Raw genomic sequence first — 13,550 nt, forward strand, 5'->3', positions numbered from 1 at the left:
GGATACCTTGTCGGATGACATGTGTTCCCGTGCCCACACCCGGCAACCGGCCGCCGGCAGCGACGAGGCGGCCGGCGGCGGACGGCTGCCCGGTTCAGGCCGCCCGGCGGGTGGTCGACACCTGGCGGGGCACGACCGGTGGTCGTGGCGCCCGGCGCGCCGCGGCCGCGAGCCGTTCCTGGACCTGTTCCGGGTCCGGCAGGCTCCAGTCCACCTGACCGGGTGTGACCACCCAGCGGACCGGCCCCTCGGCCATCCGGCTCGGCGGGGCCGGGATCCACGAGCCGGTCCCGTGCCGCACCACGTCCAGGCGCATGTCGAGTTCGGCCCGGAGCGGGCAGCCCGGCCGGACCAGGAACATCCAGCGGCCAGCCGCGGTGACCGCTACCGGTCCGGACCTGCCGGCGTCCTGGTCCGCGACCGGGCGTCCCAGCATGGCCGGCACCTCCAGCACGTCGAAGGCGGCGCCGGTGGTGAGCAGCACGTTGTGCGGCCGGCGCCGCCACCAGCCGGCCACCTGGCCGGGGTCGGTGCTGGCCGACTCGGCGACCGAGTCGACTGCCGGATGGCAGCCGGTGACCGGGCATCCGGGGCGCCCGCAGTCGAAGCGGGCGCCGGTCGGGAAGGCTCCGGGCGCGACCGGCCAGCCGCGCCCGGCGTAGGTCTGCGCGGCCCGGCGCAGGCGCACCCGGCCGAGCCGATCGAGAAGCGATGGTCGGACGAACGGCTGACGCCTGCTCCACTGCATGGCCCAACTCCCCCGGTTCCGGGAGACCCGGCCGTATCCCATCGAGGTGAGTCTCGTTGGGACGGGCAGATCCACCCTTTGCAACTTGCAAGAAAACTACGAGCATCGGTGAGCAGGCGATCACACACGCTGTGCGATCTGTGCGCATATGAGCGGTTGACACTGCAGGTCACCGGATGGCTCACCGGCGGAAGGGCCGCCGGTCGAGTGGGGGAGGCACCGTGGACGAGCTGCCGATCGGCCGCCGCGTCGCCTACTGGCGGGGCAGGCGCAAGATGTCCCAACAGGTCTTCGCGGACCGGTTGGGCAAGAGCAAGAGCTGGGTCGACAAGGTGGAGCGCGGGGTTCGCCGACTCGACAAGTTCTCCGTGGTGTACGACATCGCGGACGTGCTCCAGGTCGATGTCCAGCTGCTGCTGGGCAAGGAAGTGGAGCGCAAACCGGAGACGCAGAGCTGCATCGACCAGGTTGAGGTCGAGGAGATCCGGGCGGCTCTGGAGCGGTACGACCAGATGAGCGCGTTCTTCCAGGCCGTGCCGCAGTCACCGCCGCTCCCGGAGATGCACAAGGCGGTCAGCCACGCCTGGTTGACCTACCAGCACGCGAAGTACGGCGCCCTGGCCCGTGCGCTGCCCAAACTCTTGCGCGACGCGCAGGCCGCGGACAGCGCGTACGCCAACAGCGACCAGGCGTCGCGGGCCGCGCACCTGCTCGGGCAGGTCTACCAGATCGCCTCGTCGGCGCTGCGGAAAGTGGGCGAGCACGAGCTCTCCTGGCTGGCCGCGGACCGGTCGATCGCGGTCTCCCAGCGAGCCGGCGACCAGTTGCTGGCCGGCCTGGCCAGTTACCGCGTGGGCAGCGCGCTGCTGGCGCTCGGCCGGGTCCGCCCGTCGCTCGAGGTCAACGTCAACATCGCGAACCGGCTCGCGCCCGGGCCGAACCGGCCCGACGCGGAACAACTCTCGGTGTACGGGATGCTGCTGCTCAACGGCGCGATGTCGGCGTCCCGGATCGGCGACAGCGCGACCGTGCGCGACCTGCTCAGCGGCGCCGAACAGGCGTCGATCGAGCTGGGTGGCGACTTCAACCACTACTGGACCTCCTTCGGGCCGACGAACGTGCAGCTGCACCGCTGTGCCACAGCTGTGGAACTGGGCGACGGCCGGTTGGCGGTGGAGGCCCACGAGCGGATGGACCGGGCCGGGTTCAACGCCCTGCTTCCGGAACGGCGGGCGCACCACTACCTGGACATCGCCCGCGGGTACACACAGATCGGCGACGTGGAGAAGGCCGGCGAGATGCTGCTGGAGGGCGACCGGCTCGCCCCCTCGGAGATCCGCTGCCGCCCACTCGCCCACGAAGTCCTTTCCGACGTGCTCCGGCGTACCCGTGGCACGCCGCCGGCTCCGATCGCGGAGCTGGCCGAACAGATGGGAGTCGGCGTATGAGGTGGGTCCACGCGTGATGACGGGTAACCCCTCACCCGGTGTGCTGTACGTCCTGGTGTGCGGCTCACCGATGGCCCGGGACGTCGGGATCCTCGTCACTCTCGCCCAGAACGAGGGCTGGGAGGTGTGCGTGATCACGACCCCGGACGGTCGCAAGTTCGTCGATGTGCAGGCCCTGCAGGAGCAGACCGGGCATCCGGTGCGCACGTTCTACAAGAGCCCCGGCGACCCGGACGTGCTGCCGGCCGCGGACGCGATGATCGTCGCGCCGGCGACCGTCAACACGGTGAACAAGTGGGCCGCCGGGATCACCGACACGCTGGTGCTCGGCCTGCTCGTGGAGGGGTACGGCTACGGCGTCCCGACCGCCGTGGTGCCGTACACCAACCGGGTCATGGCCCTGCACCCGTCGCTGCACGAGAGTCTCGCCAAGCTCCGTGACTGGGGCGTGCACGTGCTCTACGGCGAGGACGTGTGCCGGCTCGGCGGCCCCGGTCAGACCGACAGGTTCCGCGGCCAGTTCCCGTGGCGCCGTGCCCTGCAGGCGGTGAGCAACCCGATCGCGGCGGCCGGCCGAGTCGAGCCTGGAGCGGTTTCCTAGCCGTATAGAGTTTCTGGTCGTGACCGACCGCACCGCGCCGAGCCCCGTACCGACCGTTCGCCAGGTGGTCGACGCCCTCGACGCGCGCTATCCCAGGAGCTGGGCGGAGTCCTGGGACCGGGTCGGCCTGGTGCTGGGCGAGTTCGAGCACGCCGTCTCCCGCGTCCTCTGCGTGGTGGACTGCGTGCCCGAGACCGTCGACCAGGCTCTCGCGGCCGGCGCCGATCTGATCGTCGCCCATCATCCGCTGCTGCTCAAGCCGGTGTCGTCGATCGCCCCGGACACCTTCAAGGGGCGGATCGTGCACCGGTTGATCCGCGCCGAGGTGGCGCTCTACACCGCGCACACCAACGCGGACGTCGCCAACCCCGGCGTCTCCGACGCGCTGGCCGCCCGGCTCGGCCTGACCGGGCTGCGCCCGCTGGCGCCGGCCGAGGGCGCGGCCGCCGGCGAGGGTCGCGGCGCAGGCCGGATCGGCGAGTTGGCCGAGCCGCTCACCCTGGCCGCGCTCGCCGCGCTCGCGGCGGAGCGCCTGCCGGCCACCGCGGCCGGGGTGCGCGCCGCCGGTGATCCGGAGCGGACGATCCGCACGGTCGCGGTCTGCGGCGGCGCCGGTGATTCCTTCCTGGCCGACGCGGCACGTGCCGGCGTGGACGCGTATCTTTGCGCGGACCTGCGGCACCACCCGGCCGGCGAGCACCTCGCGAACGACGGCCCGGCGCTGCTCGACGCCGCGCACTGGGCCACCGAGCGGCCTTGGCTGGACGACGTGGCGGCCTGGCTGCGTTCGCGGTTCCCCGTCGATGTGGTGGTGTCCGACCTGGACACGGACCCCTGGACCGTTCATTCCGCATCCGCGCAGAAGGAGACCCACTCGTGAAGGCCGCCCCGGAAGCCCAGCGCCGCCTGCTCGACCTGCAGGCGGTCGACACCGCGCTGGCCCAGCTCGCGCACCGCCGCAAGAACCTGCCCGAGCTCGCCGAGATCGCGGCGGTGGTCCGGGAGATCTCCGCGCTGGAGGACGAGCGGGTCCGCGCCCAGGTCGCGGTCGACGACCTGGACCGTGACATCGCCCGGTTCGAGAAGGACATCGACCAGGTCCGGCAGCGCAAGGCGAAGGACCAGCAGCGGCTCGACGCGGGCGGCTCGCTCCGGGAGGTCGAGGGCCTGCAGCACGAGCTGGCCACGCTGAACCGGCGCCAGTCCGAGCTGGAGGACTCCGAGCTGGAGCTGATGGAGCAGCGGGAGTCCGCCGCGGCGGCGCTCGCCGACGTGCAGGCCCGGATCAGCGCGGCGGGTGAGCGGCGCGCCGCCGCCGAGCAGCGCCGCGACGAGTCGTACACGGAGATCACCAAGGAGCAGGAGTTCAAGTCGGCGTCGCGTGGCCCGCTCGCCGCCGACCTGCCGTCCGACCTGGTCACCCTGTACGACAAGATCCGTACCGAGACCGGGATGGGAGCGGCGCTGGTGTACGCCGGACGCTGCGGCGCCTGCCGGATCGAGCTGTACGGCGCCGACCTGAACCGGGTGAAGTCCGCCCCGGCCGACGAGGTGGTCCGCTGCGAGGAGTGCCGCCGGATCATGGTGCGCACCGCCGAGTCGGGGCTGTGATGCGACAGCACCGGGCGGCAGGCCAGGAGGAAACGGCACCTTGAGCACAGTGAGCGGTGAGCTTCGGGTCGTCGTCGAGGCGGACGGCGGCTCGCGGGGCAACCCCGGGCCGGCCGGCTACGGCGCCGTGGTCAAGGACGAGTCCGGCGAGGTGCTGCTGGAGCGGTACGCCGGTCTCGGCACCACCACGAACAACGTCGCGGAGTACTCCGGGCTGATCGCCGGCCTGCGTGCGGCCGCCGAGCTGAACGCCACCCGGGTCGACGTCCGGATGGACTCCAAGCTGGTCATCGAGCAGATGTCCGGTCGCTGGCAGATCAAGAACCCGGGGCTGCGGCCGCTCGCCGCGGAGGCGGCCGGGCTGGTCGCGCGGTTCCGGGCGGTCACCTTCGAGTGGATCCCGCGCGACCGCAACCGGGACGCCGACGCCCTGGCCAACCGGGCCATGGACGAGGCGGCTGGCCGGGTGCCGCGGGACGCGGCGGCCCGGGTCCCGCAGGAGAAGGGGACAGCCGCGCCGAAGTCCTGGGCCCCGCCCTCGCTCGACAACGCCACCCGGCTGATCCTGGTCCGGCACGGGGCGACCGCCATGACCGCGCAGGGCCGCTACTCCGGCCGGGGCGACGTGCCGCTCACCGAGGAGGGCGAGGCCCAGGCGATGGCCGCGGCTGGCCGGGTGGCCGGGCTGTCCCGGGACGTCGCGGCCGTGCTGACCTCGCCGCTGACCCGTTGTGTGCGGACCGGCGAGCTGATCGCCGCCGAGGTGGGCGGCGTGCCGGTGACGGTGATGGACGACCTGATCGAGTGCGACTTCGGACTCTGGGAGGGCAAGACCTTCGCCGAGGTGCAGGAGGCCTGGCCCCGGGAGATGACGGCGTGGCTGGAGTCGACGAGCGTGGCGCCGCCGGAGGGGGAGTCGTTCCAGGCGGTCGCGAAGCGGGTGCGCGGCGCGCTGGCGAAGATCCTGCAGGCGTACCCGGGTCAGGTGATCGTGGTGGTCTCGCACGTCACGCCGATCAAGCTGATCCTGCGCGACGCGCTGGCCGCCGGTGACGCGTTCCTGCACCGGCTGTTCCTGGACGCGGCCGGCGTTTCCACCATGGACGTCTGGCCGGACGGCAACATCGCGGTCCGATCGGTGAACGAGACAGCCCATCTTCGATAGAGACCGTCGAACCTCCCGGGGCGGCACGTCTCCGGCCCGGGGACAAGCAGAACTTCACGCTGCCCGGCACCTGAGGTCACCCCTCGGGCGCCGGGCGTCGGTCAGCTCACCGGTTTCGCCTCCCTCCGCGTCGCTGACGGGCGCGGCACACCACCGGCTCACGCCGTCACCAGGACCCGCCTCGGCGCGACGTCAGTGATCGTCGATGCCGTCCTCTGGAAGGCGTGGACGCGCGGCGGGGCGGACGAACTCGCGGAGCTCGGGACGAGCCGCCGCCGGCGGGTACGGGCCGTTCGGCGCACGGCCCGGCCCGTTCGGCGCAGGTTGATCGCCAGCGGTCCGGCCGGATCGCTAGCGTGACAAAAACCCTACGCGCTGTTGACGGAGGCGGATCATGGCGGAGCCCCAGTCCCCACCACCACGTACCGATAGCAGTCCCTGGAACTGGTTGCTCCTGGTGCCGATCGTGGTGCCGCTGCTGACCTTCCTGTTCAACCACGACCAGCCGCGGCTCGCCGGCTTTCCGCTCTTCTACTGGCTGCAGTTCGCCTTCATCCTGCTCGGCGTGGGCACCACCACGCTGGTCTACCGGATGACCACGAAGCGGAGCCGGCCATGAGCGGTCACGTGACCGAGATCGTCGTCTTCTCCGTCCTCTTCCTGCTGGTGAGCGGGATGGGCTTCGTCGCGGCGCGGTGGCGGGCGCCGCGGGACATGGCTCATCTCGACGAGTGGGGGCTGGGCGGGCGCAGCTTCGGCGGCTGGATCACCTGGTTCCTGGTGGGCGGGGACCTCTACACGGCGTACACCTTCGTGGCGGTGCCCGCGCTGATCTTCGGCGCCGGGGCGGCCGGGTTCTTCGCCGTGCCGTACACCGTGGTGATCTATCCGTTGTTCTTCCTGATCCTGATCCGGTTGTGGTCGGTGTCGCACCGGCACGGCTTCGTCACCCCGGCCGACTTCGTGCGGACCCGGTACGACTCGCCGACGCTGGCGCTGCTGATCGCGGTCACCGGGATCGTGGCGACCATGCCGTACATCGCCCTGCAGCTCGTCGGCATCGAGGCGGTGCTCAAGACGATGGGGGTGACCGGGGACAGCGCGATCGCCCGGCACCTGCCGATCATCATCGCGTTCGCGATCCTGGCGGCGTACACCTACCAGTCCGGGCTGCGGGCACCGGCGCTGATCGCGTTCGTCAAGGACACCCTGATCTACCTGGTGATCATCGTGGCGGTGCTGTACCTGCCGTACAAGCTCGGGGGTTGGGGTGCGATCTTCGAGGCGGCGGACAAGAAGTTCCAGGCCTCGCCGGCGCCCGGCGACGGGATCATCCTGAACGCCAACAACCAGGTGCAGTACTTCACGCTGGCGCTCGGGTCGGCGCTCGCGCTCTTCCTCTACCCGCACAGCATCACCGGCGTGCTGGCCAGCAGGAACCGGGACGTGATCAAGCGGAACATGTCGGCGTTGCCGGCGTACAGCTTCCTGCTCGGCCTGATCGCGCTGCTCGGCTACATGGCCATCGCGGCCGGGGTGAAGCCGCTGCCCGGCGCCAAGGCCGGCAGCGTGGACAGCAACACGGTGGTGCCGCTCCTGTTCGACCTGCACTTCCCGGCCTGGCTCGCCGGGGTGGCGTTCGCCGCGATCGGGATCGGCGCCCTGGTGCCGGCCGCGATCATGTCGATCGCCGCGGCCAACCTGTTCACCCGCAACATCTACAAGGAGTACCTGAAGCGGGACGCCAGCCCGGCCCAGGAGGCGAACGTCGCCAAAATCACCTCGCTGGTGGTGAAGATCGGCGCGGTGGCCTTCATCGTCTTCCTGGACCCGCAGTTCTCCATCGACCTGCAGTTGATCGGCGGGGTGATCATCCTGCAGACCGCGCCGTCGGTGATCCTCGGCCTCTACACCCGCTGGCTGCACCGGGGCGCGCTGATCGCCGGCTGGGCGGGCGGCATGATCCTGGCGTTCTGGATGCTCTGGCAGATCCCGAACGCGGCCACCGGACGCGAGCACTTCGGCGGCTCGGCGTTCTCGCTCGCCGAATTCGGACTGGACACCCCGAAGACCATCTACGTGGGGTTCGTCGCGGTGCTGGCGAACCTGGTCGTCGCGGTGCTGGTGACGTTCCTGCTGCGGGCGCTGCGGACGCCCGAGGGAGCGGACGGGACGACGCCCGACGACTACTTCGCCGACGAGGGCGACCCGCGGATCGGGCGGGAGACGAGCACCACTGTCGGCACGGTCTCCTCGACCTGACCGATCGCCGGAGAACACGACTGAGGGGTACGGGGCGCCGCGTCCCGCCGTGGACGCGGCGCTCGTGCTCAGGCCGTGCGGCCGGACCGGACCGGCCCATCACGCCCTCGGTCCGGCGACTTCGAGGGCGGCGGACGAGTCGGCCTGTACGCCGGATTCTGTGGCCGGGACCTTGCGGTCCGCGGTGGCGGCCATCCATCTCGGCCTGCCGTCGCCGACAGGCTCTTGCGGCCTACCCGCAGGATCAGGCGAGCAGCCCTCGAACCCTGCGCCGGCCGTGACCTCGCGGTCGCGGCCTTGCTTGGCCTTGCTCCGGGTGGGGTTTACCGAGCCACCCCGGTCACCCGGGGTGCTGGTGAGCTCTTACCTCACCGTTTCACCCTTACCGCCTGGCGCCGAGGCACCGGCGGCGGTCTGTTTTCTGTGGCACTTTCCCGCGGGTCGCCCCGGGTTGCCGTTAACAACCACCCTGCTCTGCGGAGTCCGGACGTTCCTCGGCGGTGCCACAGGGCACCGACGCGGCCGCCCAGCCGACTCGTCCGTCGCGCCGCAATACTACGTCGCACCCGGTGGCCCGCCGCGGACCCGGTGGGTGTCGGTCGTGCGGCGGGTTCCCGGACAGCGCTGGCGGGCACGGCAGTAGATTCACTCCCATCATGGATCTGGCACATGTGGTGTTGCTCGTGGCGGCGGGCCTGGCGGCCGGCGGCGTGAACGCGATCGCCGGCGGCGGCTCGCTGATCACCTTTCCCAGTTTGATCGGCACCGGGCTGGCCTCGGTGGCGGCGAACGTGACTAACTCCGTGTCGGTCTTCCCGGGGTACGTCTCCAGCGTGGCCGGCAGCCGGGCGGATCTCGCCGGGCAGGGGCGACGGGTGCGGGCGGTGCTGCCGGCCGCGGTGATCGGAAGCATCGGCGGGTGCGTGCTGCTGCTGGCCACTCCCGGGCGGGTCTTCGAGGTGGTCGTCCCGTTCCTGGTGCTGGGCGCGGCGGCGACTCTGGCCTTCCAGGAGCGGCTGCGCGGGCTGGTCGGGCACCCCCACGCGATGTCACCGCGGCGGGCGTCGCTCACCCTGCAGGGTGTCGTGCTGGTCGGGGCGGTGTACGGCGGCTACTTCGGCGCGGCGCTCGGCGTGATGTACGTGGCGGCGCTCGCGCTGATCCTGGACGAGCCGCTGAAGCGGATCAACGCGTTGAAGAACGTGCTCTCGGCGACCGTCGGGCTGCTGACGGTGCTGGTGTTCGCGCTGTTCGCGGATGTGGACTGGGTGGCGGTGGCGGTGCTCGCGCCGGCGACGGTGGTGGGCGGGTACGCCGGGGCGCGGGTGGCCCGCCGGCTGCCGGCGCGGGTGCTGAGGTACGTCATCGTGACCTTCGGTACGGCGATCGGGCTGGTGCTGCTGTACCGGGCCTTCGCGTGACGACGCCGGCCGGTCACGATTGACGATCTGCATACTCCACATCGAGCGGAGTCAAACGGCCCACAATCACGGCGTACGCGAAAAAGGGCTTTGCGGGCCGCCGACGGCGGCCATCAGGATCTCCAGAGCCTCCTCTTCATCCAGGTCGTGCAGGCTTTCGCAGTCGGCGGCGCGCAACGCCGGCGGCACCGGGCAGGAATCCAGTCGAAGCACCGTCAAACCGGTCGAGACGGGCACCGCGGACCAGTCCGAATGGGACGCCCGGTGCTCGGCGGAGACCAGGATGATCACCGGATCCGCACCGGCGAGCGCTGATGCGATCCGGTGCGCGAAGCCGGTTCCGGCGGGCAGCATTTCCACCGTATGGCCCGCTGCCTGCAGCGCACCGCGGATCCATTGTGCCCAGAGGGCGTCCGCCGGGGCGAAGGAGAGGAGTACGGGCACGCCTTCCAGCATGACGCAACCCTCTCCCCAGCGGGCGCAGGGCTTCGAAGGGCGTCACTCGGAGGGTGTGACATTGTCATCCGTTGACGTGCAACTTGCACAACTCATAGTGTCGACTCCATGACACCGGGTGCGCTCTTGCGCGAACAAGGGCGTCCGGCGGCGGGGACACATAACAGCACCGGAGTCGAGGAGCGCTCGATGACTGTCGCGATCGGGATCAACGGCCTCGGGCGGATCGGTAAAAGCTTGACCCGAATCGTGGCGTCGGCGACGAATCCGGGTGTCTCGATCGCCGCGGTGAACGACATCGCGACCACCGAGAAGCTGGCGTACGGCCTGCGCCGGGACAGCATCCGGGGGTCGTTCCCCGGCACGGTGACCGCCCGCGGCGAGTACCTGGTGGTCAACGACCACGCCATCCGCGCCTATCACCACGAGCGCCCGGAACGCATCCCCTGGGCCGACCAGGGCGTGGACGTGGTGATCGAGGCGACCGGCCGGTTCCGGGCCGGCGGCACCGCGCGGACCCACATCACCCACGGCGGCGCCCGCAAGGTGGTGATCAGCGCCTCGGCCGACGACCCGGACGCGTTCCTCGTCTTCGGGGCGAACCACCTGAGCTACAACCCGTCCGTGCACGACGTGGTCTCGCCGGCCTCCTGCGGGGTGAACGCGCTGACCGTGATGGCGAAGGTGCTGCTCGACCGGTTCGGGCTGCGCTCGGTGAACACCTCGGTGATGCTCGCCAGCCAGGGCTGGGGCCGGGTGCAGGACTCGCTGATCGGCGCCTCGCGGGACGATCCGCGGCTGGGCCGGGCCAGCGCGGAGAGCATCATTCCGCACAATCACGTGGTCGGCGACCTGGTCCGGATGGCGCTGCCGGAGATCGGCGAGATGCGCTACAGCTACTACTGCGTGCCCACCCCGGTCGGCTCGCTCGCGGAGCTCTCCGGGCAGATCGATCGGCCGGTGTCGGCCGAGGAGGTCAACCGGGCGATGGCCGAGGCCGCGGCCGGGCCGCTGCGCGGCATCCTGGCGTACGACCCGGACCCCACCGTCTCGATCGACGTGAAGAACAACCCGGCGTCGTGCCTGTTCGACCCGTCCGGCACCCAGGCCACCACGGACGGCGGGGTGAAGGTGCGCGGGTGGTTCGACAACGAATGGGGCTTCTCGAACCGATTACTCGACCTCGCACGGCTGATCGGTGAGCGTCTGCCCGTCCCGTCCGGTCAGGTGAGCTGGAGCGTCGCCTAGTTTGACGGCATGACGAACCTCGCGGACGTGGAAGCCGCCGCCCGGCGCATCGAGGGCCGGATCCGGCGTACCCCGCTGGTCGAAGCCGGGCCGGATCGGTGGTTCAAGCTCGAGTACCTGCAGCACGCCGGGTCCTTCAAGACCCGCGGCATGATGAACAAGATCCTCGGCAGCACGGTCCCGGAGGCCGGCATCGTGGCCGCCTCGGGCGGCAACGCGGGGCTGGCGGCCGCCTGGGCGGCGCGCGAGCTGGGCGTGCCGGCCGAGGTTTTCGTGCCGGTCACCGCGCCCCCGGTGAAGGTCGCCAAGCTGGGCAGGCTGGGCGCCAAGGTGGTGCGGACCGGCAACGAGTACGCGGAGGCCTACGCCGCCGCGCGGGAGCGGACCGGCGCGCTGTTCTGCCATGCCTACGACGACCCGGCCATGGTCGCCGGGAACGGCACGATCGGCCTGGAGATCTCCGAGGTCACGGATACCGTGCTGGTCGCGGTGGGCGGCGGTGGCCTGGTCGCCGGCGTGATCGCCGCTCTGCGCGACCGGGTCCGGGTCGTCGCGGTGGAACCGGTCACCTCGCCGACGCTCCACGCCGCCTTGCGGGCGAAAAAGCCGGTGGATGTACGGGTCTCCGGAGTCGCCGCGGACTCGCTGGGCGCCCGCCGGGTCGGGGAGATCGCCTTCGAGCTGGCCACCGACGCGAGGATCGAGTCCGTCCTGGTCGAGGACGACGCGATCGTCCAGGCCCGGCAGAAGCTCTGGGACGACTACCGGATCGTGGTGGAGCACGGCACGGCCGCCGCCTATGCCGCTCTCACCTCGGGCGTCTATCGCCCGGCTCCCGGTGAACGGGTGACGACGCTGCTCTGCGGCGCCAACACCGACCCCGCCGACCTCGGCTGAGAGAATCTCGCGGAGCACCCTCAGATTTTTCCCACCGCGCCGAACCAGTAGAGCGTGGGAATCGACGGAGTGAACGCACGCATCGCCGACATCCAGAGCCGCATCCTGGCGCTGCAGACCCAGCAGGCCACCACGACCACCGCGACCACCGCGTCCCGGACGTCCCGGGTGAGCGGCACCACGTCGTTCGCCAGCGAGCTCCAGGGCGCCATCGCGGCACAGAACGCCCCCGCGGCGAACAAGACGTACAAACTGAACGGCAAGGGCATTCCGCAGGATCTCGCCGCGTACGGCAACGGGAAGATCCCCGCGAGCGCCCTGGAGCAGGTCGGCGGCACCCGGCACAAGCTCTGGGCGCCGGCCGCGCAGAAGCTCACCCGGCTGATCGCCGACGCCAAGCGGGACGGGGTCACCATCGGCATCACCGACTCCTACCGTCCCTACGCGGAGCAGGTGGACCTGGTCCGCCGGAAGGGGCTCTACTCGCAGGGCGGCCTCGCGGCGCGGCCGGGCACCAGCGAGCACGGCTGGGGCATGGCCACCGACCTGGACCTGAACTCCGAGGCGCTGTCCTGGATGCGGAAGAACGCCGGCCGATACGGCTTCGTCGAGAACGTCAAGCGGGAGAGCTGGCACTGGGCGTTCCGCCCCAACACCTGACGATCGAGGGGTACGCCGCCGGCTCCACCGCACTCCGGGCCCGGCCGCGCCCGGCGCTTCCCGGCTGGTCGCCAAGGGTGTCTCCACCCGGTTGAGACACCCCGGGGGACCGGCCGGAGACCCGGCGCCTGGGCCTCAGCGGTCTCTGCGGCCCGCTGAGGGACATCCGGGTGCCGGCCGCGAGGTTGCGGCTGGCGCGCGGGGCTGTCTGCGGGGCCGGCTCAGACTCGGCAGAGGATCTCGCCGTGGGGGATGGTGAACCAGCCGTCGCCCGACTGCGACCAGCGGCGCCAGCCGGCCGAGATGCGCTCCAGGCCGGCCTCGGTGGCCGCGCCGGTGGACCGGGCGGTCGCGGCCAGGTCCGACTTCAGGACGCGCTCGGCCCACATCGTGCCCCACCACTCGCGGTCCGCCTCGTCGGCGAAGCACCAGACGCTCGCGGTGGCGGTGACGTCGGTGAAGCCTGCAGCGCGCGCCCAGGAGAGCAGGCGGCGCCCGGCGTCCGGCTCGCCGCCGTTGCCCCGCGCCACCTTCTGGTACAGCGCCAGCCACTCGTCCAGCTCCGGCGCCGGCGGAAACCAGACGAAGCCGGCGTAGTCGCTGTCGCGGGCCGCGACCACGCCGCCGGGGCGGGTGACCCGGCGCATCTCGCGCAGCGCCGCCACCGGGTCGGCCACGTGCTGCAGGACCTGGTGCGCGTGGACCACGTCGAACGAGTCGTCCGGGAAGTCGAGCGCGTGCACGTCGCCGGTCGCGAAGTCGACGTTGGAAAGGCCGCGGCGGGAGATCTCGGCGCGGGCCAGGTCCAGCGCGTCGCCGGTGCGCTCCAGGGCGGTGACCCGTGTGACCTGTGTCGCCAGGTCGGCGGTGATGGTGCCCGGCCCGCATCCGACGTCCAGCAGTGTGAATCCGGAGGAAAGATGCGGCAGCAGGTACGCCGCCGAATTCTCTGCGGTGCGCCAGCGGTGTGAGCGCAAGACCGACTCGTGGTGCCCGTGGGTGTACGTCGCCATGCCCTCGAAGCTAGTCCCGT

14 protein-coding genes and 1 other RNA gene are annotated in these 13,550 nt (G+C 71.3%); 11 read left to right on the top strand and 4 right to left on the bottom strand.

The window, feature by feature from the left end; genetic code table 11:
* Window positions 1-94: 94 nt before the first annotated feature.
* Window positions 95-748, bottom strand: a complete 654-nt coding sequence (locus Asi03nite_RS09690) for a bifunctional DNA primase/polymerase (RefSeq protein ID WP_203678227.1) — start codon at window positions 746-748, stop codon at window positions 95-97.
* Between the two features lie 221 nt (window positions 749-969).
* Between Asi03nite_RS09690 and Asi03nite_RS09695 the strand changes: the two genes are divergently transcribed.
* From Asi03nite_RS09695 to mctP, 7 genes are all read left to right on the top strand, one after another.
* A complete protein-coding gene (locus tag Asi03nite_RS09695) occupies window positions 970-2,196 on the top strand; it encodes a helix-turn-helix domain-containing protein (RefSeq protein ID WP_203678228.1) in 1,227 nt (408 codons plus the stop codon).
* A gap of 16 nt (window positions 2,197-2,212) precedes the next feature.
* Entirely contained in the window at window positions 2,213-2,797 is a 585-nt protein-coding gene (locus Asi03nite_RS09700) for a flavoprotein (protein WP_203678440.1), read from the top strand.
* A gap of 19 nt (window positions 2,798-2,816) precedes the next feature.
* The gene (locus Asi03nite_RS09705) at window positions 2,817-3,677 is read left to right on the top strand and encodes a Nif3-like dinuclear metal center hexameric protein (protein WP_203678229.1); all 861 of its coding nucleotides are present in this window, start codon (window positions 2,817-2,819) and stop codon (window positions 3,675-3,677) included.
* The gene (locus Asi03nite_RS09710) at window positions 3,674-4,408 is read left to right on the top strand and encodes a zinc ribbon domain-containing protein (protein ID WP_203678230.1); all 735 of its coding nucleotides are present in this window, start codon (window positions 3,674-3,676) and stop codon (window positions 4,406-4,408) included. Before Asi03nite_RS09705 ends, Asi03nite_RS09710 begins: the two co-directional genes overlap by 4 nt.
* A 49-nt stretch (window positions 4,409-4,457) precedes the next feature.
* The gene (locus tag Asi03nite_RS09715; protein ID WP_203678231.1) at window positions 4,458-5,573 is read left to right on the top strand and encodes a bifunctional RNase H/acid phosphatase; all 1,116 of its coding nucleotides are present in this window, start codon (window positions 4,458-4,460) and stop codon (window positions 5,571-5,573) included.
* A 394-nt stretch (window positions 5,574-5,967) separates the two neighbouring features.
* A complete protein-coding gene (locus Asi03nite_RS09720) occupies window positions 5,968-6,192 on the top strand; it encodes a DUF3311 domain-containing protein (protein WP_203678232.1) in 225 nt (74 codons plus the stop codon).
* Window positions 6,189-7,835 (top strand): monocarboxylate uptake permease MctP, encoded by a 1,647-nt coding sequence (mctP, locus tag Asi03nite_RS09725; RefSeq protein ID WP_203678233.1) that lies wholly within the window; start codon window positions 6,189-6,191, stop codon window positions 7,833-7,835. Before Asi03nite_RS09720 ends, mctP begins: the two co-directional genes overlap by 4 nt.
* Window positions 7,836-7,966: 131 nt before the next feature.
* On the opposite strand, the gene rnpB is transcribed toward mctP, so the two are convergent.
* Window positions 7,967-8,373, bottom strand: an RNA gene (rnpB, locus tag Asi03nite_RS09730) — RNase P RNA component class A.
* 118 nt (window positions 8,374-8,491) lie between these two features.
* Between rnpB and Asi03nite_RS09735 the strand changes: the two genes are divergently transcribed.
* Entirely contained in the window at window positions 8,492-9,256 is a 765-nt protein-coding gene (locus tag Asi03nite_RS09735) for a sulfite exporter TauE/SafE family protein (RefSeq protein WP_203678234.1), read from the top strand.
* A gap of 66 nt (window positions 9,257-9,322) precedes the next feature.
* Here the strand turns inward: Asi03nite_RS09735 and Asi03nite_RS09740 are convergent, their stop codons facing one another.
* On the bottom strand, window positions 9,323-9,712 hold the full coding sequence (locus Asi03nite_RS09740) for a toll/interleukin-1 receptor domain-containing protein (RefSeq protein ID WP_203678235.1): 390 nt from the start codon (window positions 9,710-9,712) through the stop codon (window positions 9,323-9,325).
* Between the two features lie 189 nt (window positions 9,713-9,901).
* On the opposite strand from Asi03nite_RS09740, the gene Asi03nite_RS09745 reads away from it, so the two are divergent.
* From Asi03nite_RS09745 to Asi03nite_RS09755, 3 genes are all read left to right on the top strand, one after another.
* Window positions 9,902-10,960, top strand: coding sequence for a type I glyceraldehyde-3-phosphate dehydrogenase (locus Asi03nite_RS09745; RefSeq protein WP_203678236.1), 1,059 nt, complete (start codon window positions 9,902-9,904; stop codon window positions 10,958-10,960).
* A 9-nt stretch (window positions 10,961-10,969) separates the two neighbouring features.
* Window positions 10,970-11,857, top strand: a complete 888-nt coding sequence (locus tag Asi03nite_RS09750; protein WP_203678237.1) for a serine/threonine dehydratase — start codon at window positions 10,970-10,972, stop codon at window positions 11,855-11,857.
* Between the two features lie 69 nt (window positions 11,858-11,926).
* The gene (locus Asi03nite_RS09755) at window positions 11,927-12,517 is read left to right on the top strand and encodes a M15 family metallopeptidase (RefSeq protein ID WP_239102570.1); all 591 of its coding nucleotides are present in this window, start codon (window positions 11,927-11,929) and stop codon (window positions 12,515-12,517) included.
* 221 nt (window positions 12,518-12,738) lie between these two features.
* On the opposite strand, the gene Asi03nite_RS09760 is transcribed toward Asi03nite_RS09755, so the two are convergent.
* Window positions 12,739-13,530: a class I SAM-dependent methyltransferase gene (locus tag Asi03nite_RS09760; protein WP_203678239.1), complete on the bottom strand. Its 792-nt coding sequence runs from the start codon at window positions 13,528-13,530 to the stop codon at window positions 12,739-12,741.
* Between the last annotated feature and the right edge of the window lie 20 nt (window positions 13,531-13,550).

It is taken from the genome of Actinoplanes siamensis (assembly GCF_016862395.1).
Lineage (GTDB): Bacteria > Actinomycetota > Actinomycetes > Mycobacteriales > Micromonosporaceae > Actinoplanes > Actinoplanes siamensis.

Excerpts from the sequence above, each read along its gene's own strand:
- mctP (WP_203678233.1), top strand. The coding sequence starts at position 6,189 with ATGAGCGGTCACGTGACCGAGATCGTCGTCTTCTCCGTCCTCTTCCTG.
- Asi03nite_RS09690 (WP_203678227.1), bottom strand. The coding sequence starts at position 748 with ATGCAGTGGAGCAGGCGTCAGCCGTTCGTCCGACCATCGCTTCTCGAT.
- Asi03nite_RS09760 (WP_203678239.1), bottom strand. The coding sequence starts at position 13,530 with ATGGCGACGTACACCCACGGGCACCACGAGTCGGTCTTGCGCTCACAC.
- Asi03nite_RS09700 (WP_203678440.1), top strand. The coding sequence starts at position 2,213 with ATGACGGGTAACCCCTCACCCGGTGTGCTGTACGTCCTGGTGTGCGGC.
- Asi03nite_RS09720 (WP_203678232.1), top strand. The coding sequence starts at position 5,968 with ATGGCGGAGCCCCAGTCCCCACCACCACGTACCGATAGCAGTCCCTGG.
- Asi03nite_RS09750 (WP_203678237.1), top strand. The coding sequence starts at position 10,970 with ATGACGAACCTCGCGGACGTGGAAGCCGCCGCCCGGCGCATCGAGGGC.
- Asi03nite_RS09745 (WP_203678236.1), top strand. The coding sequence starts at position 9,902 with ATGACTGTCGCGATCGGGATCAACGGCCTCGGGCGGATCGGTAAAAGC.
- Asi03nite_RS09735 (WP_203678234.1), top strand. The coding sequence starts at position 8,492 with ATGGATCTGGCACATGTGGTGTTGCTCGTGGCGGCGGGCCTGGCGGCC.
- Asi03nite_RS09740 (WP_203678235.1), bottom strand. The coding sequence starts at position 9,712 with ATGCTGGAAGGCGTGCCCGTACTCCTCTCCTTCGCCCCGGCGGACGCC.